General features: G+C 66.8%; 18 protein-coding genes. 4 read left to right on the forward strand and 14 right to left on the reverse strand.

The features are described 5' to 3' along the window. Entirely contained in the window at positions 1-957 is a 957-nt protein-coding gene (tal, locus tag EJO71_RS07625) for a transaldolase (protein ID WP_125948571.1), read from the reverse strand. Between the two features lie 241 nt (positions 958-1198). On the opposite strand from tal, the gene EJO71_RS07630 reads away from it, so the two are divergent. Continuing rightward, positions 1199-1879 (forward strand): lipocalin family protein, encoded by a 681-nt coding sequence (locus EJO71_RS07630; protein ID WP_125948570.1) that lies wholly within the window; start codon positions 1199-1201, stop codon positions 1877-1879. On the opposite strand, the gene EJO71_RS07635 is transcribed toward EJO71_RS07630, so the two are convergent. From EJO71_RS07635 to EJO71_RS07650, 4 genes are read right to left on the reverse strand one after another with little or no spacing between them, the layout of a single operon-like run. After that, positions 1825-2487, reverse strand: coding sequence for an HAD family phosphatase (locus tag EJO71_RS07635; protein WP_125948569.1), 663 nt, complete (start codon positions 2485-2487; stop codon positions 1825-1827). The genes EJO71_RS07630 and EJO71_RS07635 overlap by 55 nt on opposite strands. Before the next feature lie 12 nt (positions 2488-2499). Next, positions 2500-3540: an ABC transporter ATP-binding protein gene (locus EJO71_RS07640; RefSeq protein WP_125948568.1), complete on the reverse strand. Its 1041-nt coding sequence runs from the start codon at positions 3538-3540 to the stop codon at positions 2500-2502. After that, the gene (locus EJO71_RS07645) at positions 3537-5810 is read right to left on the reverse strand and encodes an iron ABC transporter permease (protein ID WP_125948567.1); all 2274 of its coding nucleotides are present in this window, start codon (positions 5808-5810) and stop codon (positions 3537-3539) included. The genes EJO71_RS07640 and EJO71_RS07645 overlap by 4 nt, the downstream gene beginning before the upstream one ends. Further along, positions 5811-6827: an ABC transporter substrate-binding protein gene (locus EJO71_RS07650; RefSeq protein WP_125948566.1), complete on the reverse strand. Its 1017-nt coding sequence runs from the start codon at positions 6825-6827 to the stop codon at positions 5811-5813. A gap of 178 nt (positions 6828-7005) precedes the next feature. Between EJO71_RS07650 and zwf the strand changes: the two genes are divergently transcribed. After that, complete coding sequence (gene zwf, locus EJO71_RS07655) at positions 7006-8478, forward strand: glucose-6-phosphate dehydrogenase (protein WP_125948565.1); 1473 nt, start codon at positions 7006-7008, stop codon at positions 8476-8478. Between the two features lie 28 nt (positions 8479-8506). On the opposite strand, the gene ygiD is transcribed toward zwf, so the two are convergent. From ygiD to EJO71_RS07695, 8 genes are all read right to left on the reverse strand, one after another. Beyond that, positions 8507-9415: a 4,5-DOPA dioxygenase extradiol gene (gene ygiD / locus EJO71_RS07660; protein ID WP_125948564.1), complete on the reverse strand. Its 909-nt coding sequence runs from the start codon at positions 9413-9415 to the stop codon at positions 8507-8509. Positions 9416-9497: 82 nt separating this feature from the next. Continuing rightward, positions 9498-10505 carry a dipeptide ABC transporter ATP-binding protein gene (locus EJO71_RS07665; RefSeq protein WP_125948563.1) on the reverse strand — a complete coding sequence of 336 codons (1008 nt, stop codon included), beginning with the start codon at positions 10503-10505 and terminating at the stop codon, positions 9498-9500. Then, positions 10502-11572, reverse strand: a complete 1071-nt coding sequence (locus EJO71_RS07670; protein WP_125948562.1) for an ABC transporter ATP-binding protein — start codon at positions 11570-11572, stop codon at positions 10502-10504. Before EJO71_RS07670 ends, EJO71_RS07665 begins: the two co-directional genes overlap by 4 nt. Before the next feature lie 13 nt (positions 11573-11585). After that, complete coding sequence (locus EJO71_RS07675; protein WP_125948561.1) at positions 11586-12497, reverse strand: ABC transporter permease; 912 nt, start codon at positions 12495-12497, stop codon at positions 11586-11588. A 166-nt stretch (positions 12498-12663) separates the two neighbouring features. Beyond that, positions 12664-14247: an ABC transporter substrate-binding protein gene (locus tag EJO71_RS07680; RefSeq protein WP_125948560.1), complete on the reverse strand. Its 1584-nt coding sequence runs from the start codon at positions 14245-14247 to the stop codon at positions 12664-12666. Between the two features lie 31 nt (positions 14248-14278). Next, a complete protein-coding gene (locus EJO71_RS07685; RefSeq protein WP_125948559.1) occupies positions 14279-15550 on the reverse strand; it encodes a M20 aminoacylase family protein in 1272 nt (423 codons plus the stop codon). Between the two features lies 1 nt (position 15551). Continuing rightward, complete coding sequence (locus tag EJO71_RS07690; RefSeq protein WP_125948558.1) at positions 15552-16532, reverse strand: ABC transporter permease; 981 nt, start codon at positions 16530-16532, stop codon at positions 15552-15554. A 185-nt stretch (positions 16533-16717) separates the two neighbouring features. Next, complete coding sequence (locus EJO71_RS07695) at positions 16718-17962, reverse strand: porin (protein ID WP_125948557.1); 1245 nt, start codon at positions 17960-17962, stop codon at positions 16718-16720. Between the two features lie 281 nt (positions 17963-18243). Between EJO71_RS07695 and coq7 the strand changes: the two genes are divergently transcribed. Further along, positions 18244-18873 (forward strand): 2-polyprenyl-3-methyl-6-methoxy-1,4-benzoquinone monooxygenase, encoded by a 630-nt coding sequence (gene coq7, locus EJO71_RS07700; protein WP_125948556.1) that lies wholly within the window; start codon positions 18244-18246, stop codon positions 18871-18873. Between the two features lie 17 nt (positions 18874-18890). On the opposite strand, the gene EJO71_RS07705 is transcribed toward coq7, so the two are convergent. Next, positions 18891-19340 (reverse strand): OsmC family protein, encoded by a 450-nt coding sequence (locus EJO71_RS07705; RefSeq protein ID WP_007834112.1) that lies wholly within the window; start codon positions 19338-19340, stop codon positions 18891-18893. Between the two features lie 270 nt (positions 19341-19610). On the opposite strand from EJO71_RS07705, the gene EJO71_RS07710 reads away from it, so the two are divergent. Continuing rightward, complete coding sequence (locus EJO71_RS07710; protein WP_125948555.1) at positions 19611-20849, forward strand: porin; 1239 nt, start codon at positions 19611-19613, stop codon at positions 20847-20849. The last annotated feature ends 53 nt before the right edge of the window (positions 20850-20902 follow it).

Consider the following 20902-nt stretch of genomic DNA (forward strand, 5'->3'; position numbering starts at 1 on the left):
TTACTTGCCGCTTTCCAGCATGAGCTTTTCGAGCTTCACGGCGTCGGCCGCGAAGGCGCGGATGCCTTCGGCCAGCTTCTCGGTGGCCATGGCGTCTTCGTTCAGCGCGAAGCGGAAGCCGGCCTCGTCGTAGCTCACCTTGGCGGTGTCGCCCTTGGCTGCGGCCTTGGCGTCGAGCGCGTGCTCCAGCGGCTCGTTGCTGGCGGCGAGTTCGGCCAGCAGCTCGGGGCTGATGGTCAGCAGGTCGCAGCCGGCCAGCGCCTTGATCTGCCCCACGTTGCGGAAGCTCGCGCCCATCACTTCGGTCTTGATGCCGTGCTGCTTGTAGTACGCATAGATCTGGCGCACCGACTTCACACCCGGGTCGTTGGCACCGGAGCTCGCGGCCTCGTCCCAGCCGGCGCCCGCCGACTTCTTGTACCAGTCGTAGATGCGGCCCACGAAGGGCGAGATGAGCTGCACGCCGGCCGCGCCGCAGGCCACGGCCTGCGCGAAGGAGAACAGCAGCGTGAGGTTGGTGCGGATGCCCTTCTGCTCGAGCACGCGCGCGGCCTCGATACCTTCCCAGGTGGAGGCCACCTTGATGAGCAGGCGCTTCTCGGTGTCGATGCCTTCGGCCTTGTAGAGCGCCACGATGCGCTCGCCGCGCGCGATGGTCGCGGCCGTGTCGAAGGACAGGCGAGCGTCGACTTCGGTCGAGACGCGGCCCGGGATGATGGAGAGGATCTCGCCGCCGAAGCGCACCAGCAGGCGGTCGATGACCTCGTCGAGCGGCTTGCCCGCGTGCTTCTTCACGGTCTCGTCGAGCAGCGGCCGGTATTCGGGCTTCTGCACGGCCTTGAGGATCAGCGACGGATTGGTGGTCGCGTCCTGCGGCTTTGAAACGCTGAGCTGCTTGAAGTCACCGGTGTCGGCGACGACGGTGGTCCACTGGCGGAGGGCATCGAGTTGGTTCATGAAATCATTATCCTGTGCGGGTTGTGACAAGTCCTGCACGCAGTTGCGCGTCGACCGATGTTTTCATGCGCACCGTAGCACGGGTTTTCACGCGGCTCCATCGGCCTGCCGCCGATGGGGTTGTCGGACCTCTTCGCCTCCGCGCCCTACATGGCCTGTGGTCCGTCGCTGACGGGCGCGTCCGCATCCCCTGACTAGCCTGAGGCATACGCCGAATGTCTTCATCCTCAGGAGTGCTTCCATGACCCAACGCCCGCGCCCCGGCGCCTCCGCCGTCCAGCCTTTCGACGACCGCCGCACCGGCAATGCGATAGGCGCGATGGCCACGGCCTTCGTCGTCGGCGGCGTGGCCGCCTGGTTCACGCTGGGTGCGGCGCGCAGCGCCGCGCGCGCCCGCTTGAGCAGGCCCGCCGGCCCGGCCGACGGTGCGCCGCTGATGCGCGCGCCGCTGCAGGTGGTGGCACCGGTCGACCTGGAGCGCTATGCGGGCATCTGGCACGAGCAGGCCCGGCTGCCGAACCGCTTCCAGAAGCAATGCGCCGGCCCGGTGACCGCCGAATACACGCCGCAGCCCGACGGCACCGTGCTGGTGTGCAATCGCTGCGTGCGGGAGGACGGGAATTTCGATGAAGCAGTGGGAACCGCCCGCGTGGTGCCCGTGGCGGGCCAGCCTGGCGCGGGCCGCCTCAAGGTGCGCTTCGCGCCCTCGTGGCTCGGCTGGCTGCCGATGGTCTGGGGCGACTACTGGATCCTGAAGCTCGACCGCGACTACCAGGTGTCGCTGGTCGGCACGCCCGACCGCGAGTACCTCTGGGTGCTGTCGCGCGCCCCGCGCCTGGAAGACGCGGTGCTGCAGGCGGAGCTGAACTACGCCCGCAGCCTGGGGTTCGACACCGGCAAGGTGGTGCTCACCGGCAGGTAGCGCTGCAGCTGCGACGGCAGCACGGCCGGCGCGGTGCAGTGGATGGCCTGCCAGCCGAAGGCGCGCGCCGCTTCCACGTTGGCGGCCGAATCGTCGATGAAGACGGTCTGCTCGGGATCGAGCGCATAGCGCATGGCCAGCACCTCATAGATCTCGCGCTCGGGCTTGAGGAACTTCACGTCCCCCGAGAACACGCCGCCGTCGAAGCGGCGCATGAATGCGTGCCGCCGCTCGATGGCACGGGCGTACGGCGCGGGCATGTTCGACAGGTAGTACAGCCGCAGCGGCTGGCCGGCCTCGCGGTGCTCGATCAGCCGCTCGAGCATCTCGACCGTGACGCCGATCGGCTCCAGCCGCTCGCCCAGCCCGTCGAGCATGGCCTGCAGCGGCTCGGGCGGCAGCGCCAGCCGGGCCGACATGCGGGCGATGGAATCTGCCAGCGTGCGGGTGCCGCAGTCGAAGCTCGTCCAGTCGTCGTGATGGAAAAGTGCCCTGCCCAGCGCCGCCGCGGCGGCTTCAGTGGGGGCGTGCGGGGCGAGATGGGCCTGTACCAGCCGTGTGGGCTCCCATGCGAACAGCACGGCGCCCAAGTCGAAAACCACGTTCATGGCGCCATTGTTTCATGCGCCAGGCACCACGCTCACGCCATGGGCTCCCAGGGACAGGGTGGTCTGCGCGCCGGCCGCCAGCGGGCTCGACAGGTCGCTCGACACCACGAAGACCGGCCCCAGGGTGGTGTCGAAGCCGTATTCGTAGAAGCTGCCGAGGTAGGCGGCCTTGCGCAGCGTGGCCGGAAGGCCGTCGGCAGCCCCGATCTGCCAGGCTTCGGGTCGCACCGCCACCTTCACCGTGCCAGGCGCGACCGCGTAGCGCGGCTGCAGGCGCAGCGGGCCGAGCGCCACGCTGCCGTCCGCCCCGGCGACCGCCGGAAACACCATCGCCTCGCCCATGAAGCCGGCGACGAACTCGCTCTCGGGCCGGCCATACAACTGCTCGGGCGTGCCGCGCTGGGCGATCACGCCGTGGTCCATCACGATGATCTGGTCGCTCACGGCCAGCGCCTCGCTCTGGTCGTGCGTGACGTAGGCCACCGTGAGCTTAAGGCGCTGCTGCAGCGCGCGGATCTCCTCGCGCATCTCGCGGCGCAGCCGGGCGTCGAGGTTCGACAGCGGCTCGTCGAAAAGCAGCACCGCCGGCTCGAGCACCAGCGCGCGCGCCAGCGCCACGCGCTGCTGCTGGCCGCCCGAGAGCTCGCTGGGCAGCCGCTCGTCGAAGCCGACCAGGCCCACGCCGCGCAACGCCTCGCGCGCCCGCGAGGTGGCCTCGTCCTTCTTCACACCGCTCATGCGCAGGCCGTAGGCCACGTTGCCGATCACGTCCATGTGCGGAAACAGCGCATAGCTCTGGAACATCATGCTCACGTTGCGCTCGGCCGGCCCGAGCGTGGTGACGTCGCGCCCGCCCATGAAGATCGAGCCTGAGGTCGGCGACTCGAGCCCCGCGATCATCCGCAGCGTGGTCGTCTTGCCGCAGCCCGAAGGGCCGAGGATGGTGGTGAGCGTGCCCACCGGCACCTCGAAGCTGATGCCCTTGACGGCCAGCGGTGCGTTCTTGTCCGCGCCGTAGCGCTTGGTGACATTGCGGAATTCGATGCCGTTCATGCGAGGCCCTCCATCTTGTGATGTCCTTGGTGTTGTTGTTGCGCAGCCCCTCGCCGCCCCAGCTTGCGCTCCCCCACCACCCACTGCACCAGCGCGATGGCCAGCGACATCAGGATCATGAGCACCGTGCAGTAAGCCAGCGCGATGCCGTAGTCGCCATTGCCGACGCGGCCGATGATGTAGGTGGTGGCGAGCTCGTTCTCGGCCGTGACCAGGAAGATCACCGCGCTCACCGTCGTCATGGCGCGCACGAAGCTGTAGACCAGCGCGGCCACCAGCGCCGGCTTCAAGAGCGGCAGCACCACCTTGAAGAGCGTCTGCGAGGTCGACGCGCGCAGCATCAGCGAGGCCTCGTCGAGCGAGCGGTCTAGCTGCTTGAAGGCAGCCGTGCCGGCCCGCACGCCCACGGGCAGGTTCCGGAACATGAAGCACAGCACGATGATGAGCCCCGTGCCCGTGAGCTCGAAGGGCGGCACGTTGAAGGCCAGGATGTAGCTCACGCCCAGCACCGTGCCCGGAATGGCGAAGGCCAGCAGCGCGCCGAACTCGAAGAGGCCCTGCCCCCTGAACTCGTTGCGCGCCAGCAGCCAGGCGATGAGCAGGCCCAGCGCCGCGGTGATGGGTGCCGAGATGCCCGCGAGCTTGAGCGTGGTGATCAGCGAGTTCCACGCCGTGCCCGCCCACACCAGCCCGAACTGCCCCCACTCCAGCGCAAAGGCGCTCTTGAAGTGGTTCAGCGTGAAGCTGTAGTCGCGCCCCCAGGTCTGCACGAAACCGCCCGCGAAGGCGAACAGGTAGACCACGGCGGTGAACGCGATCCACGGCATGGCGATGCAGTAGATGGTGCGACGCACGCCGTCGGGCAGCGCCATCGGGATGCCGGCGTCGCCCTTGCCGCTGACGGTCGTGTAGTTCTGCCTGCCGAGCAGGCCGCGCTGCAGCGCGAACACGCCGAGCGCGAAGAGCGTGAGCACCCAGGCCAGCGAGGCCGCGCGGCCCTGGTCGTACTGCGCGCCGACGATGGCGAAGAAGATATCGGTCGACAGCACCGAGAACTGCCCGCCCACCACCACCGGATTGCCGAAGTCGGCGATGCTCTCGATGAAGCCCACCAGGAAGGCGTTGGCCAGCCCGGGCTTCAGCAGCGGCAGCGTGATGGTGAAGAAGGCCCTGCGGCGGTCGGCGCGCAGCATCTGCGCGGCCTCCTCCAGGCTGGGCGCAATGCCCTGCACCACGCCGCGCATGATCATGAAGGCGATGGGCGTGAAGGCGAAGAGCTGCGCCACCAGCACGCCCGGCATGCCGTAGAACCAGCGCGTGGGCTCGATGCCGAAGACGCTCTCCAGCACCTGGTTGACGATGCCTGCGCGGCCGAACAGCAGGATCAGCCCCAGCCCCACCACGAAGGGCGGCGTGATGATCGGCAGCAGCGCCAGCACCCGCAGCGCGCCCTGCCCGCGCTTGCTGCCGCGCTCGGCCATCAGCGCCATCAGCGTGCCCAGGAAGGTGGTACCGGCGGCCGTGAGCAGCGCCAGCACCAGCGTGTTCCACGCCACGCCGCAGCGCACACCGCCGCTCAGGCAGCCCAGGCCCCAGATGCGCTCGGTGAACACGCGGGCGACGAAGGCAGCGATCGACCACTGCCCGTCTTCATTGAAGAACGCGCCCGACAGCGCCTTGCTCACCGGATAGGCGATGAACAGCGCCATCAGCACGCCGCAGCCCACAACGGCGGCGGACACGAACAGGTCGCCCTTGAAGAGCCCCAGCCGCGCGACACCAAAGGCCGCGAGCATCACCAGCGCCGTGAGCGCCACGAAGCCGCCCGCGCCGATGCCGAACTGGTTGACGGCCAGCTCGCCGAACTGCGTGTTGAGCGCGGCCACGCTCCAGCCGCGCGCGCCGATGGTGAAACCGGTGACGGCAAGCCCGAGGGCGCCGATCAGGCCGCCGGCCATCAGCCAGCGTCCCTGCGCCTTGCCGGGCGGAAGCCATGCCCCCACCGCGCAAAGCAGCAGCCCGGCAAGCCCCACGAAGAGCCAGCTGCGGCCCTGCGTGGCGGCCTGCATCAGGCCGTTGGCGCCTTCGGCCTGACCGAATACCTGCGGAACGGCCTCGTACCAGGTCGAGTCCTGGATCGCATACCAGGGCAGCAGCAGGTAGGCCGCCAGCCCCAGCGCGACCCACGCCCAGATCCAGCGCTGCGAACGCCGGGCCGCCGCCAGCGACGCCGGATTGACCGGCGCGCCTTCGATGGAACGCGCTTCCACTTATCGGGGCAGCGAATTGACGTCTTTTTCCCAGCGCGCGATCAGGCGGCGGCGCTCGGCGCTGGCGCCGTACTTGGCGTAGTCGTAGTTGATGAACTTGATCTTCTTGAAGTCCGGGATGCGCGGGTCGAGCTTGGCGTTCACGTTGCTCGGCAGCTGGAACTGCTTGTTGGCGGCGCCCAACTCCTGCGCCCCGGGCGTCAGCGCCCATTCGTAGAACTTCTTGGCGGCGTCGAGGTTGCGCGCGCCCTTGACGATGCTCATGGAGCCGATCTCGGCGCCGGTGCCGTCGCTCGGCGTGATGGTCTCGACCGGGAAGCCCTGCATCTTCTCGCCGGGGCCGTCGTGCACGAAGCTGATCGACACGGCCGTCTCGCCGCGCGCCACCGCCTTGATCGGGCCGGTGCCCGAGCGGGTGTACTGGCCCACGTTCTTGTGCAACGCCTTGAGGTAGTCGAAGGCCTTGTCCTCGCCCATGAGCTGCACCAGCGTGGCGATCATGGTGTAGGCCGTGCCGCTGGAGGCCGGGTTGGCCACCTGGATGTCGCCCTTGTACTCGGGCTTGAGCAGGTCGGCCCAGGTCTTGGGCACGGGCAGCTTCTTCTTGGCCAGCAGCTCGGGGTTGTAGCCGAAGCCCAGCGGGCCCGAGTAGATGCCCACCGTCTTGTAGCCCGACTGTTTGGCCTGCTGCTGTGCCCACGGATGCAGCTGCGACAGCGTGGGCGACTTGTATTCGAGCGTGAGTCCCTGCTCGGCCGCCTGCAGGTGCGGGTCGCCGGTGCCGCCGAACCAGACGTCGGTCTTGGGGTTGTCCTTCTCCGCGATCAGCTGGGCCAGGGCCTCGCCCGAGCCCTTGAGCGCCATGTTGATGCGCACGCCGGTGGTACGGGCGTAGACGGTGGCGATCACGTTGCACCATTCGGCCTGCACCGAGCAGATCACGTTGACGGTCTGGGCCGAGGCCGCGGCCGACAGGCCCAGCAGCGCTGCTGCGGTAAGAATCTTGCTTTTTTTCATCTGGTCTCTCTTCCTCTGTCCTGCTCGCGGCAATAAAAAAAGGCCTCGCGGCCATCGGGCAGCGTAGCTTTAGTACAGGCCCGGCGAATCCGTACAAGTACCATCGTGCCTGGGGCATGTCGCATCCGCGACCAAGGCGGCCCGGCTCGGCATTCAGACAAGGAAGGAAAGTTTTCTCATGAGCTTCGATCTCGTTCTGTTCGGCGGTACTGGCGATCTCGCGTGGCGCAAGCTGATGCCCGCGTTGTTCCAGGCATTCCGGCACGGCAGCCTGCCGCCCGACGGCCGCATCGTCGGCGTGGCGCGGGACGACCTGTCGGACGACCAGTACCGGGAGCTGATCCAGTCGCGCTTCAGCGCGGTGGAAGGGGCCAAGCGGCCCTCGCCCGAGGAGTTCACGAAGTTCGCTTCCATGCTGCACTACCTGCGCATGGATCTTTCCAAGCCCGACGACTACGCCCGGCTGGCCGGCCTGCTCAACCAGCGCGACGCCAAGACGGTGGTGATGTACGTGGCCACGGCGCCCGCGCTCTTCACCCAGGTGGTCGAGCAGATCGCGGCCGCCGGGCTCAACGGCCCCCGCACCCGCATCGTGCTGGAGAAGCCTCTGGGCCACGACCTGGCCTCCAACCGCGCCATCAATTCCGCCGTGGGCAAGGTGCTCGAGGAGAAGCAGGTCTTCCGCATCGACCACTACCTCGGCAAGCCCTCGGTGCAGAACCTGTTCGCGATGCGCTTCGGCAATGCGCTCTTCGAACCCATCTGGCGCCGCGAGCACATCGCCAACATCCAGATCACCATCGCCGAAGACCTTGGCGTGGAAAAGCGCGGCGCCTTCTACGACCAGACCGGCGCGCTGCGCGACATGGTGCAGAACCACGCGCTGCAGCTGCTGTGCGCCGTGGCCATGGAGCCGCCCATCAACGCGCACGCCGACGCCATCCGCGACGAGAAGCTCAAGGTGCTGCGGGCGCTGAAGCCCTGGACGCCGGAGAGCTTGGGCCTGCATGCGGTGCGTGGCCAGTACACGGCCGGCACGGCCTATGGCGAGCGGGTGCCGGGCTACCGCGACGAGCCGGGCGTGAACCCCGACAGCCGCACCGAGACCTTCGTGGCCCTGCGCGCCGAGATCGCCAACTGGCGATGGGCCGGCGTGCCCTTCTACATCCGCACCGGCAAGCGGCTGGCTTCGCGCGACGCGCGCATCGAGGTCAACTTCCGCCCCACGCCGCACGCCATCTACCGCGCGCCGGCCGGCAACGTCAACAAGCTGGTGATCAACCTGCAGCCCAAGGACGGGCTGGAACTGCACATGCTCGCGCAGGCCCAGGACAACCGCCAGCGCACCAACGGCAACCAGAGCGCGGCCGCGCAACTGGCACCGGTGCAGCTCGACCTCGACTTCGACAAGCGCTTCGGCTCCGAGCGCGTGGGCGCCTACGAGCGCCTGCTGCTCGACGTGATCGATGGCCGCCTCAACCTGTTCGTGCGCAGCGACGAGCAGGAAGAGGCATGGCGCTGGGTCGAGCCGCTGATCGACAACTGGGAATCGGACGGCGGCCCGCGCCCCTATGCGGCCGGCACCTGGGGCCCGAGCGCATCGAGCGCGATGATCGCGCGCGACGGGTTCTCCTGGGGCGAGGAGCAGTAACGCCCGCTCTCGCCTCCGGCGCGCTCGCTCAGCCGAACTGCAGGCAGCGCATGCTGAGCGTGCCGGACTGGAATCCCTCGTAGACCGTCTTCGCGCGCTCGCTGCTGCCGGCGGCGCCGAGGGCGTAGAGTAAAGGGAAGTAGTGATCGGGCGTCGCCACGGCGGTCGATGCGCCTTCCAGCTTCTCGTAGCCGACCAGCGCGCGGTCGTCGCGGCCCGCCAGCGCGGACTTCACCGCATCGTCGAAGGACTGCGCCCACGGCCGGCTGGCGCTCGGGCCGTCCGGCGTTCCACGGTCGGTGGCGCGCAGGTTGTGCACCACGTTGCCGCTGCCCATCACCAGCACGCCCTTGTCGCGCAGCGCGGCCAGATCGCGGCCCACCGCGTAGTGGAAGGCGGCCGGCTTGTCGTAGTCGATGCTGAGCTGGAACACCGGCACATCGGCCTTGGGGTAGAGGTGCTTCAGCACCGTCCATGTGCCGTGGTCGAGGCCCCATTGATCGGTGGCGATCACCGGTGACTGCTTCACCACCCCGACGGTCTCACGGGCCAGCGCCGGGTGGCCCGGCGCGGGGTATTCGACGTCGAACAGCGCCTGCGGAAAGCCGCCGAAATCGTGGATCGTCTTAGGCCGCTCCTGCACGCCGACGCCGGTGGCGCCCCGGCTCAGCCAGTGCGCCGACACGCTGAGAATGGCCGACGGCCGGGGCAGCTCCTTGCCCCATGCCGCCAGCCGGCGCGTGAAGGCGTTGTCGGTGATGGCGTTCATCGGCGAGCCATGGCCGATGAAGATCACCGGCATGCGGCGAATGGCTGCACCGGCGGCCTGCACGCTGCAGGCCAGCGAAGCGAGCACCGCGGTCGCTCCCACGGCTGTTCCCATCAGGAAGCCGCGGCGGCCCAGTTCGGTCGTTGCGAGAGTCGTCGTCAATGGCATGGCGGAACTCTGCAACGGCTGCCGGCGCAAGGCAGTGCCTTTACGCACACTTTTCCGGAGATCGGCAACGGATCAGCGCGCGCTAGATGCGCCCTTCCTCGACCGCGTGGCAGGCCACCTGCACGCCCTTGAGGCTCAGCAGCTTCGGCCGCTCGGAAGAGCAGCGCGCATTCGCATGCGGGCAGCGCGGGTGAAAGGCGCAGCCCGTGGGCGGATTCAGCGGATTCGGCACCTCGCCCTGTACCGGCGTGCGCGAACGGCCCGTGTGCTTCATCTGCGGAATGGCGTCGAGCAGCATGCGCGTATACGGGTGCTGCGGCGCCTCGAACAGCTTCTGCTTGTCGGCCACCTCGACCAGCCGGCCCAGGTACATCACGCCGACCTGGTCGGCCACGTGGCGCACCACGGCGAGGTTGTGCGAGATGAAGAGGTAGGTCAGGCCCTGCTGGCGCTGCAGGTCCTTCATGATGTTGAGCACCTGCGCCTGCACGCTCACGTCGAGCGCCGAGGTGGGCTCGTCGCACACCAGGAACTCGGGCTGCGTGGCGAGAGCCCGCGCGATGGAGATGCGCTGGCGCTGGCCGCCCGAGAACTGGTGCGGGTACTTGCTCATGTCCAGCGGCGAGAGGCCGACCGACTTGAGCAGTTCGCCCACGCGCTCGCGCAGCGCGGCCTTGTCGCTGATGATGCCGTGCTCGCGCAGCGGCTCGCCGATGATGTCTTCCACGATCCAGCGCGGGTTGAGGCTCGCGTAGGGGTCCTGGAAGATCATCTGGATGCGGCGGCGCAGCTTGCGGCCCTCGGGGGTCTTGAAGGCGGCGTGCGCGTCCTGCCCGTCGAACTGCAGGCCGCCGCGCGTGGGCGCATAAAGGCCCACCAGCAGCCGCGCCACGGTGCTCTTGCCGCAGCCCGATTCGCCCACCAGCGCCAGCGTCTTGCCGCGCTCGATGGAAAAGCTCACGCCGTCCACCGCGTGCAGCAGCACGCGCGGCTTGCGTTCGAGCACGCGGTTGAGCCAGGGTGGAGAGACGTCGAAGGTGCGCGCGAGGTCGTGGGCGACGACGAGCGGTTCGCTTGCCACGGTGCTCATCGCGTCGCCTCCACGATGGACTCGGCCGCTTCCGGCGTGGCGCGCTCGCCCGCCGCCAGCGCGTCGTGGTGCTTGGCGGCGATCTCGGCCTGGCCCGCGTGCGGATCGGCGGCGTCGTGCAGCCAGCAGGCAGCACGCGTAGCGCCCGCGTGCATGAGCTCGGGCCGCTCGACGAGGCAGCGCGCGAAGGTGCGCGGGCAGCGCGGGTTGTAGGCACAGCCCGTAGGAATGGCATTGAGCCGCGGCATCGCGCCGTCGATCTGGTTGAGCCGCTCGCGATCGGAGGTCATGTCGGGAATCGAGGCCATCAGGCCCGAGGTGTAGGGGTGCGCCGGCTGGTGGATCACTTCGTGCACCGGGCCGATCTCGGCGATGCGGCCGGCATACATCACGGCCACGCGGTCGCAGGTTTCGGCGATCACGCCCATGTCGTGCGTGATCAGCATCACCGCCGCACCGCGTTCCTTGCAGACCTGCTTGAGCAGCTGGATGATCTGCGCCTGGATCGACACGTCGAGCGCGGTGGTCGGCTCGTCGGCCACGATGAGCTTGGGCTCGGCCGCGAGCGCCAGCGCGATCACCACGCGCTGCCGCATGCCGCCGGAGAACTGGTGCGGGAAGTGGTCGATGCGCTGCTCGGCGGCTGGAATGCCGGTGTCCTGCAGCAGGCCGATGGCCCGCTTGCGCGCTTCGCTCTCGGTCACGGGCAGGTGCGCGCGGATGGTTTCCACCAGCTGCCGGCCCACGGTGTAGAGCGGGTTCAGCGAAGTCAGCGGATCCTGGAAGATCGCGCCGATCTTGCGCCCGCGGATGGGCCGCATCGCATCGAAGCCAAGGTTGTCGATGCGCTGGCCCTCCAGCAGGATCTCGCCGCCGGCCACGCGGCCCGGCGGTTCGAGCAGGCCGATGATGGCCGCGCCCGTGAGGGACTTGCCGGCGCCCGATTCGCCCACCACGCCGAGGATTTCGCCGGGCGCGATATCGAAGGAAATGCGGTCGAGCGCGCGCAGCGTGCCGCGGCGGTTGGGGAATTCGACGACGAGGTCTTTGACTTGCAACAAGCTCATGACGCTACCTTTCTCATCGCAAGCGAGGGTTGAGCGCGTCGCGCAGCCAGTCGCCGAGCAGGTTCACGCTGAGTGCAATGAGCACCAGCATCAGGCCCGGAAACACCGTGATCCACCATTCGCCCGAGAACAGGTACTGGTTGCCGATGCTGATGAGCGTGCCCAGCGAAGGCGAAGTGGGTGGCACGCCGACACCTAGGAACGACAGCGTGGCCTCGGTGATGATGGCCGTGGCCACCTGGATCGTGGCGAGCACGGTCACCGGCCCCAGCACGTTGGGCAGCACATGGCGCAGCATGATGCGCAGCGGCGCCACGCCCGTGACGCGCGCGGCCTGCACGTATTCCTTGTTGCGCTCCACCAGCGTGGAGCCGCGCACCGTGCGCGCGTACTGCACCCAGCCGGTCAGCGAGATGGAAATGATCAGCACCCCGAAGGCGAGCGATTCGTGCGCGGCGGGAAAGAGCGCACGGCCCACGCCCGCGATGAGCAGCGCCACCAGGATCGGCGGAAACGACAGCATCACGTCGCACACGCGCATGAGGAAGGAATCGAGCCAGCCACCGAAGAAGCCGGCCAGCAGCCCCAGCACCACGCCGACCACCACCGACAAGACCACCGACACCAGGCCGACGATCAGCGAGATGCGCGCGCCGTAGATGACGGCCGACAGGATGTCGCGGCCCTGGTCGTCGGTGCCGAGCAGGTACTTGGAGGAACCTTCGGCGCTCCATGCGGGCGGTAGCCGCGCATCGCCGAGTTCGAGGGTGGCGAGGTCGAAGGGGTTGTGCGGCGAGACCCATCCTGCGAACACCGCGCAGAACACGCAAACCGCCGCGATCACCGCCGCGGCCATGGCCACGGGCGATGTGCGAAAGCTGTAGCCGACATCGCTGTCGAGCCAGCGGGCAAGTGTTTTTTTCATCGCCGGGCCGCCCCAAGATGAAAAGCTGCCCCCTCGGGGGGCAGCGGACCTTGCGCAGCAAGGGGAGCGTGGGGGTTATTTTTCATCGTGAAGCAAAAGGAATGGGCCCGCAAAAAGCGGGCCCATGGTCAGGCCGCCTTATTCAATCAGCAAGCGGCCGGTGGCATCAGGGCTTGATGCTCATCCACTTGAAGTACATGAAGTTGTCGGCCAGCTGAACCAGCTCGACCTTCTTGCTCACGCCCCAGGCCAGCGACTGCTGGTGCAGCGGCAGGTGGCCGATGTCGTCGGAGTGAATCTTGAAAGCCTCCTTGATCATCTCGTTGCGCTTGGCCTTGTCGGTTTCCGACTGGATTTTCTTGGTCAGCTCGTCGAGCTTGGGGTTGCAGTACGCGCCCAGGTTGAACTGGCCGGTGCCCTTGTCGTCCGGGCAGGACGTGAGCGAGCTCAGCGCGTTGTGCGAATCGTAGGTGGTCGGGGTCCAGCCCAGCATGTAGAAGCTGGTGTCGCGGCGCAGTACCTTCGGGAAGTAGGTGCCCTTGGTCTCGGCCACGAGGTTGATCTTCACGCCGATCTTCGCGAGGTTGGCGGCCACGCTCTGGCAGACCTGGCCGTCGTTCACGTAGCGGTCGTTCGGGCAGTTCAGCGACACCTCGAAGCCGTTGGGGTAGCCGGCCTCGGTCAGCAGCTTCTTGGCGGCATCGACGTCGAAGGGCAAGCGCTTGTCCTGGTCCGCGCTCCAGCCGTTGATGCCGGGGCCGACCAGCAGGCCGGTGGGACGCGAGGCGCCGCGCATCACGGTGCGCTGGATGCCGGCGATGTCGATGGCCTGGTAGAAGGCCTGGCGCACGCGCTTGTCCTTGAACGGGTTCTTGCCCTTGATGTTCGAATACTGCAGCTCGTCGCGCTTCTGGTCCATGCCCAGGAAGATGGTGCGCATCTCGGGGCCGGTGATGACGCGGGCGTTGGGCGCGGCGTTGATGCGGGCGATGTCCTGCACCGGCACGGGCTCCATCACGTCGACTTCGCCGGAAACCAGGGCGGCCACGCGGGTGGCGGGGTTGGCGATGGGCGTGAAGACGATCTCCTGCGCGTTGCCGTCGATCTTGCCCCAGTAGGTGCCGTTGCGCGTGAACACGGTGCGCACGTTCGGCTGGCGCTCGCGCACGCGGAACGGGCCGGTGCCGTTGGCCTTGAACGAGGCGGTGTTCTCGATGCCCTTGCGGCGGTCGACCGGCTTGGTGGCCTGGTTTTCCTCGCACCACTTCTTGCTCATGATCATCGTCAGCGAGATCACGTCGGGCAGGATGGGGAACGGGCCGTTGGTCTCGATCTCGACGGCGAGGTCGCCGACCTTGCGCACGGCCTTGATGTCGCTGAGCGTGGCGCGCATGTCGGAGCCGTCGCCCTGGGCGCGGGCGAAGCTGAACACCACGTCGTCGGCGGTGAACGGCGTGCCGTCATGGAAGGTCACGCCCTTGCGCAGCTCGAAGCGCCAGACGTTCGGCGAGGTCTGCTTCCAGCTGGTGGCGAGCAGCGGCGCGAGGCTCAGGTCCTTGTTGCGTCCCACGAGGGTTTCATAGACGTTGGCCGTGACGCTCAGCTGCAGCGACTCGTTGAGCGAGTGCGGGTCCAGCGATAGCGCGTCCCCCTGGTTCGCGATGCGGATGGTCTGCGCACCGGCGACCATGCTGACGGCGCTCAAGGCGCACAAAACGGCGGCCGCGGCCACATTCTTCTTGAAACTCATGGGAACACTCCTCGGGTTGGAATCGGACAAATCACGTCGCCGCGGTGGCGGCGGCTCTCCCTGGCTGCGCGCCGCGGGTAGCGGCGAGCGGCATGCCCTGCTCGATCAGGCCGGCGTGCAGCGCGGCGCCGAGCGGCAGGATCTCGTCATTGAAGTCGTAGCGGCTGTTGTGCAGGTGGGCGCCTTCGCGCACGTCCTGGCCGATGCGCAGGTAGGCGCCGGCCTTCTTCTGCAGCATGAAGGAAAAGTCTTCGGCGCCCATGCTGGGTTCCATGCTGCGCTCGACATTCCTCGCGCCGACCAGCGACTCGGCCACGTCGGCCGCGAACATCGCTTCGGGCGCGGTGTTGATGGTGGCCGGGTAGATGCGCTCGTACCTGATGCTGGCGGTGGCACCGAAGCCCGAGGCGATGGCGCTGCACAGCTCGTTGAGACGCTGCTCGACCTGCGCCTGCACGCGCGAACTGAAGGTGCGCACGGTGCCGACCAGCGTGGCCTCTCCGGGCACCACGCTCATCGCGCCGAGGTCGCCGGCCTGCATCGCGCAGATGCTGATGACGGCCGCGTCGATCGGGCGCACGTTGCGCGAGACGATGGTCTGGGCCGCGGTGATGATGTGCGCCGCGACGATCACCGGGTCGATGGTCTGGTAGGCATGCGCGCCGTGGCCGCCCTTGCCCTTGATGCTGATGGTGATGCGATCGGCCGCCGCCATCATGGCGCCGCGATTGATGCCGACCGTACCGGCCGGCATGGCGGGCCAGTTGTGCATCGCGTAGACGGCGTCGACCGGGAAGCGGTCGAACAGGCCGTCCTCGATCATCACGCGCGCGCCGGCGAAGCCTTCCTCGCCAGGCTGGAAGATGAGCACGGCGGTGCCGTCGAAGTCGCGCGTCTCGGCCAGGTAGCGCGCGGCGCCGACCAGCATGGCTGTGTGGCCGTCGTGGCCGCAGCCGTGCATCAGGCCGTCGCTGGCGGAGCGCCAGCCGAAGTCGTTGTCCTCGCGCATGGGCAGCGCGTCCATGTCGGCGCGCAGGCCGATCATGCGGCCGCTGGCCGTCGAGCGGCCGCGGATGACGCCGACCACGCCGGTCTTGCCGATGCACTCGTGGATCTCGTCGACGCCGCAGGCACGCAGGGCCTCGCGCACGCGGCCGGAGGTGTAGACCTCCTCGAAGCCGAGCTCGGGGTGCGCGTGCAGGTCGCGGCGGAAGGCGGTGATCTCGGGATAGAAGTTCGCGATGTGCGCGAACGCGCGGCCGGAAGCTTTCAGGCGCGGGGCCGCCGCTGTCGCTGCCGTCATGTCAGTGGCCCCCCGCCTTGCCGACGCGCAGACGCGGATCGACCACGAAATACAGCAGGTCGACCACGAGGTTGATCACCACGAAGATCAGGGCGATGAGGCAGAGGTAGGCGGCCATCACCGGGATATCGGCAAAGGTCACGGCCTGGATGAAGAGCAGGCCCATGCCGGGCCACTGGAACACCGACTCGGTGATGATCGCGAAGGCGATGAGGCCGCCGAGCTGCAGGCCGGTGATGGTCATCACGGGCACCAGCGTGTTCTTGAGCGCGTGGCCGAAATGGATGGCGCGGTTCGAGAGGCCGCGTGCGCGCGCGAACTTGATGTAGTCGGTGCGCAGAACCTCGAGCATCTCGGCACGCACCAGCCGCATGATCAGCGTGAGCTGGAAGATCGCCAGCGTCACCGCCGGAAGCACGATGTGCTGCCAGCCGTCGGCGCTGAACAGGCCGCTGGTCCACCAGCCGAACTTGACGGTGTCGCCCCGGCCGAAGCTCGGGAACCAGCCCAGCGTGACCGCGAAGACGAGGATCAGCAGGATGCCGATCAGGAAGGTGGGCAGCGACACGCCGAGCAGTGACACGGTCATGAACACCTGGCTCATGAAGGTGCCGCGGCGCAGCGCGGTGTACACGCCCATCGGGATGCCGATGAAGAGAGCCAGCACCGCGGCAACGAGCGCGAGCTCGAGCGTGGCCGGGAAGCGCTCGCCGATCAGGCGCGATACCTTCGCGCCCTGGCGCAGGCTGAGGCCGAACTCGCCCTGCGCAGCATTCACTAGAAAGTGCCAGAACTGCACGAAGAAGGGTCGGTCGAGCCCCAATGCGGCGCGCAGTTCGCGGATCTGCTCGGGCTTGGCGTCCTGGCCAAGAAGGAACACCACGGGGTCACCGACGTATTGGAAAAGGAGGAAGGCGATGAACGCGACCGCGATCATCACGATCACGGCCTGGATCAGGCGGCGCAGTACAAAGGCGATCATTCAGCAAGCAAAGTGAACGGGCATGCTAGCAGTGCAAGGTGCGTGCCCGCACGGTGGTTCCCCGGGGGTGCGCCTCGTGCTTTCCCGGGGGTGTCCGGGCGGAATCCGGACGAAAAAAAGCCACTCGACTTTCGTCGAGTGGCTTTCGAGCTTTTGATTCGAAGCTGGCTTACGCCAGCATCAAATTAGAAAGCGTGACGGATACCGAAGTCGTAGCCGGTCGAGCTGCGGGGCGTGAAGCCACCGGTCGTCACGAACGAAGGACCGCCAACCGTGTAGGCTGCGCCGTTCTTGTTGCTCACGCGAGCGATCGTTGCGTACAGAGCCGTGCGCTTCGACAGGTTGTGCACGTAGCCCAGAGCCAGCTTGTTGGCCTTCGGGTCACCCGGGTTCAGAGCGAACGGGTTGGTGGGCAGGTTCTGGTCCAGCTTGACGTGCGACCACGAAGCGCGGATCAGGCCAGCACCGACCGGAACGGTCACGCCGAGCAGGTAGCCGGTCAGATCGATGTCAGGACGGCCGCCCAGGAGAGGCGTCACTTCGTAGTCGATCTTGTTCTTGGCCTTCGACAGTTCACCGAACAGCTTCACGGGACCGAAGTCATACGAAGCGCCCAGGTTCAGCGTGTTGACCTTGGTGGTCGTGCCGACGTAGTAGTCGTCGCCAACGGTGCTGCTGCCGTAAGCCAGCGCAACGTCCAGAGGACCGTTTGCGTAGCCGAAGCGGCCACCGACGTAACGACCTTGACGCGTGCTGTTCGCAACGTTAGGCGTAGCCAGACCAGGGCTGTACTTGGTCTTTTCGCTGAAGCCGTACTGGAACTGGCCGTAGAAACCACCCAGGTTCGGCGGCAGGAAGTAGCCGATGGTGTTGCTGGCGCGGACGTAGTTGCTGGTGCCGACGTTGGTGATCGAACCGACGCTGGCGGCGGGGGAGCCGAAGGCGCCGAACGAGCCGTTAGCCGTCGAGATCAGGTTGGTACCGACGCCATTGGTGCCGAACGGGTCGAACACGGTGTCGTTCCAGAAGGTCGGGGTGTAGTCGCGGCCGAGGCGGACTTCACCGAAACCACCCGACAGGCTCACGGTCGAACGACGAGCGAACGTCGCAACGCCTTCAGAACCGTCATCGTTCTTGATCGGGGCTTCGAGCCAGAAGCTGGCTGCCAGGCCACCACCCAGGTCTTCCGTACCACGGAAGCCCAGACGGCTGGAGTTGTAAGCCGAGTTAGCCAGTTCACGGCGGCTGGCCTTGACGCTGCCCTTGTTGATGTAGAACGGGTTCAGGAGCGTGGCGCCGTTCAGGTCACGCGAGGTGCTCGAATAGCCGCTGATCGACGCGTCGACCACACCAAACAGCGTGACGGACGACTGAGCCGAGGCAACACCGGCAACAGCCAGGGCAGCCAGAGCAACTAGAGATTTTTTCATTGCAAGTTTCTCCAAGGTTAAACATAGGGCTCCGGTGCGAAGGGCTCACCGTGACTGGCACTTTTGTGCTCCCACCGGACCCCGGGCCAACCTCCTTTTGGGAAGTTGATGCTATTGCACCAGAGCCGCTGCGGCAGGGCAAAAGAATTCGCCCGAAATCTTGGATGGCCCGCGCGTTTCGTTGCACGCTTGCAACAAAGGACTTAGACCCCGCAGCGCACCACAATGTGAAAAATCATGGGCCCAGACGGGGCATTTCACGTGTGCGTTCAAATAGACACATGACGCTCATGATCGACCCTGTTCTGACCGCGGCAGACTCAGCATTGCGCACGCTTTTTGCCCGCCCCCATGCCACACGGGCGGCCCCGCCCCCCTCGCAGGCACCGGGCGAACTGAATGAAGCGGAGCGCCGAGAGGCCGGGGCACTGATGCGAGTGAACCACGTCGGAGAAGTCTGCGCCCAGGCGCTTTACACGGCCCAGGCAGCAGTGGCGCGCGATCCTGCGCTGCGCGCGCACTTCCTAGAAGCAGCACACGAGGAAACCGATCATCTGGCCTGGACCCGGCAAAGGCTGGACGAGTTGGGCGCGCGTCCGTCGATCCTGAACCCACTCTGGTACGCCGGCGCTTTCGGCCTCGGCCTCGTCGCGGGCCGTCTCGGGGACCCGTTGAGTCTGGGGTTCGTCGCGGAAACCGAGCGCCAGGTGGAGGCCCACCTGGACAGCCACCTCGATCGCCTCCCACCCGGGGACAGCGCCTCCAGGGCAGTGGTGGAGCAGATGAAGCTCGACGAAGCCCGCCACGCATCGCAGGCCGTCGATGCCGGCGCGGCGGAACTGCCGGCGCCGGCCAAGGCGCTGATGCGAGTGGCGTCCCGCGTGATGACCACGCTGGCGCACCGCATCTAGCATCCAGACCGCCCGGCTCAGGTTTCGATCAGGTCGAAGCTGGTGGTGATTTCGGCCGTCTTCGCCAGCATGATGCTGGCAGAGCAATAGGTCTCGTGGCTCAGCGCAATCGCGCGTTCCACTGCGGAAGCCGGGATGCCCTTGCCCGCCACGGTGAAATGCATGTGGATTTTCGTAAAGACCTTGGGATCCTTTTCGGCCCGCTCGCTGGTCAGCTTGACGCTGCAGCGCTCGACGCGATGCCGCCCGCGCTTGAGGATGAGCACCACGTCATAGGCGGTACACCCTCCGGTGCCGGCCAGAACGGTCTCCATCGGCCGTGCCGCAAGGTTCTGTCCACCGTTCTCGGGTTTCGCAGCATCGGGGGCGCCATCCATCATCAGGACGTGGCCGCTGCCCGTCTCGGCGACGAAGCCCATGGCCGATCGTGTGCCTGCGTCTCCGGTCCAACTTACTGTGCATTCCATGGTTTTCGGGTTTCCGGGTCTGGGATGCCGGGCAAAATGCACGCCAACATCCATTTATGTGTGGGAAAAGCATCACTCGCTTGTTGCAACGCAACAAACAGTCGATATACTTTATTTCATTGCGCAAACGTATGCGCACCCAGTTGTCTCCTCCACCCTTCCAATTGGTGGATTTAGCCCCGAGCTGCAAAGCTCGGGGCTTTTTTCTTTCCAGACCACCCCGATCGGACCGGAAACCACTCTAGTTTTCGCACCGGAAGGGCAGTTGCTCTGGCTGCCCTGGCTGTTGCCGGTGTTGCCTCGGCTCAGTCGTCCGTCACGCTGTTTGGTGTGGTCGACGCATCGATCAGCGGTTACTCGTCCAGTTCGCGCGATCTGAAACCCACCGTTCTGCGCAACAACTTCGGCGCCCCCACCTATACGAACCAAGGTAGCGTGAAGGTCAGCCGCACGGCACTGGCCAACTCGGGCTACAACACCAGCCGTCTGGGCTTCCGTGGTACGGAAGACCTGGGTGGCGGCCTGGCGGCCAGCTTCTGGCTCGAAGCCCCCATCACCAATGACGATGGTGCCACTGGCGTTGCAAGCTTCGTACGCCGTTCGACCGTGAGCCTGTCGGGCGGTTTCGGTGAAGTCCGCCTCGGCCGCGACTACACCCCGACGTTCTGGAACGACACCGTGTTCGACCCGTTCGGCGCCAACGGCGTCGGCGCCAACCTGATCAACACCGCCAACGGCTTCAACGCCACCACCTACGGTGCCAAGGACACCGGCGGCTTCGGGGGCAACCAGAACTACTCGCGCGCCAGCAACTCGATCGGCTATTTCCTGCCATCGAACCTCGGTGGCTTCTATGGCCAGGTGATGTACGCGTTCCATGAGAACGACAAGTACAGCAACGGCGGCTTCACGCCGCGGGACAGCGCCACTTCGAAAAGCCGTGCGGGCCGCTACATCGGCGGTCGCTTCGGCTACGCAAGCGGTCCTCTGGATGTGGCCGTGGCATACGGCAACAGCACGGTCGGCGATCAGTACTACGCCGGCACCACCGACTATGTGAAGACCTTCAACGTAGGCGCTTCATACGACTTCGGCCCCGTGAAGCTGTTCGGCGAACTGTCGCGCGCCAAGAATTCGCGTGACTACGAGATCACACCGATCTCTGGCGCTCGCCCCGACGTGGACCTGAACGGCTATCTGCTCGGCGTGACCGTACCCGTTGGCGCAGGTCTGATCCGCGCGTCCTACTCTGCCGTCAAGTACGACTACAACCAACCTGCCATCCTCTTCACGCCGCGAGCAGCAGATCCGAGAGCCAACAAGCTGGCCCTGGGCTACGTGCACAACCTGTCGAAGCGCACGGCTCTGTACGCGACGATCGCTCGCGTCAGCAACAAGAACGGCGCAGCGCTGACCGTTGGCGGTCCGGGCTTCTACAAGGCATCGGAAGGCGTATTCACGCCGAAGACCTCGACGGGTTACGACTTCGGCATCCGCCACGCCTTCTGATCGTCGCGCCGTTCGATCTTTTTGTTTGACTCCGATGCTGGCTCCCGCCAGTT

It is taken from the genome of Variovorax sp. 679 (genome assembly GCF_003952185.1).
Lineage (GTDB): Bacteria > Pseudomonadota > Gammaproteobacteria > Burkholderiales > Burkholderiaceae_C > Variovorax.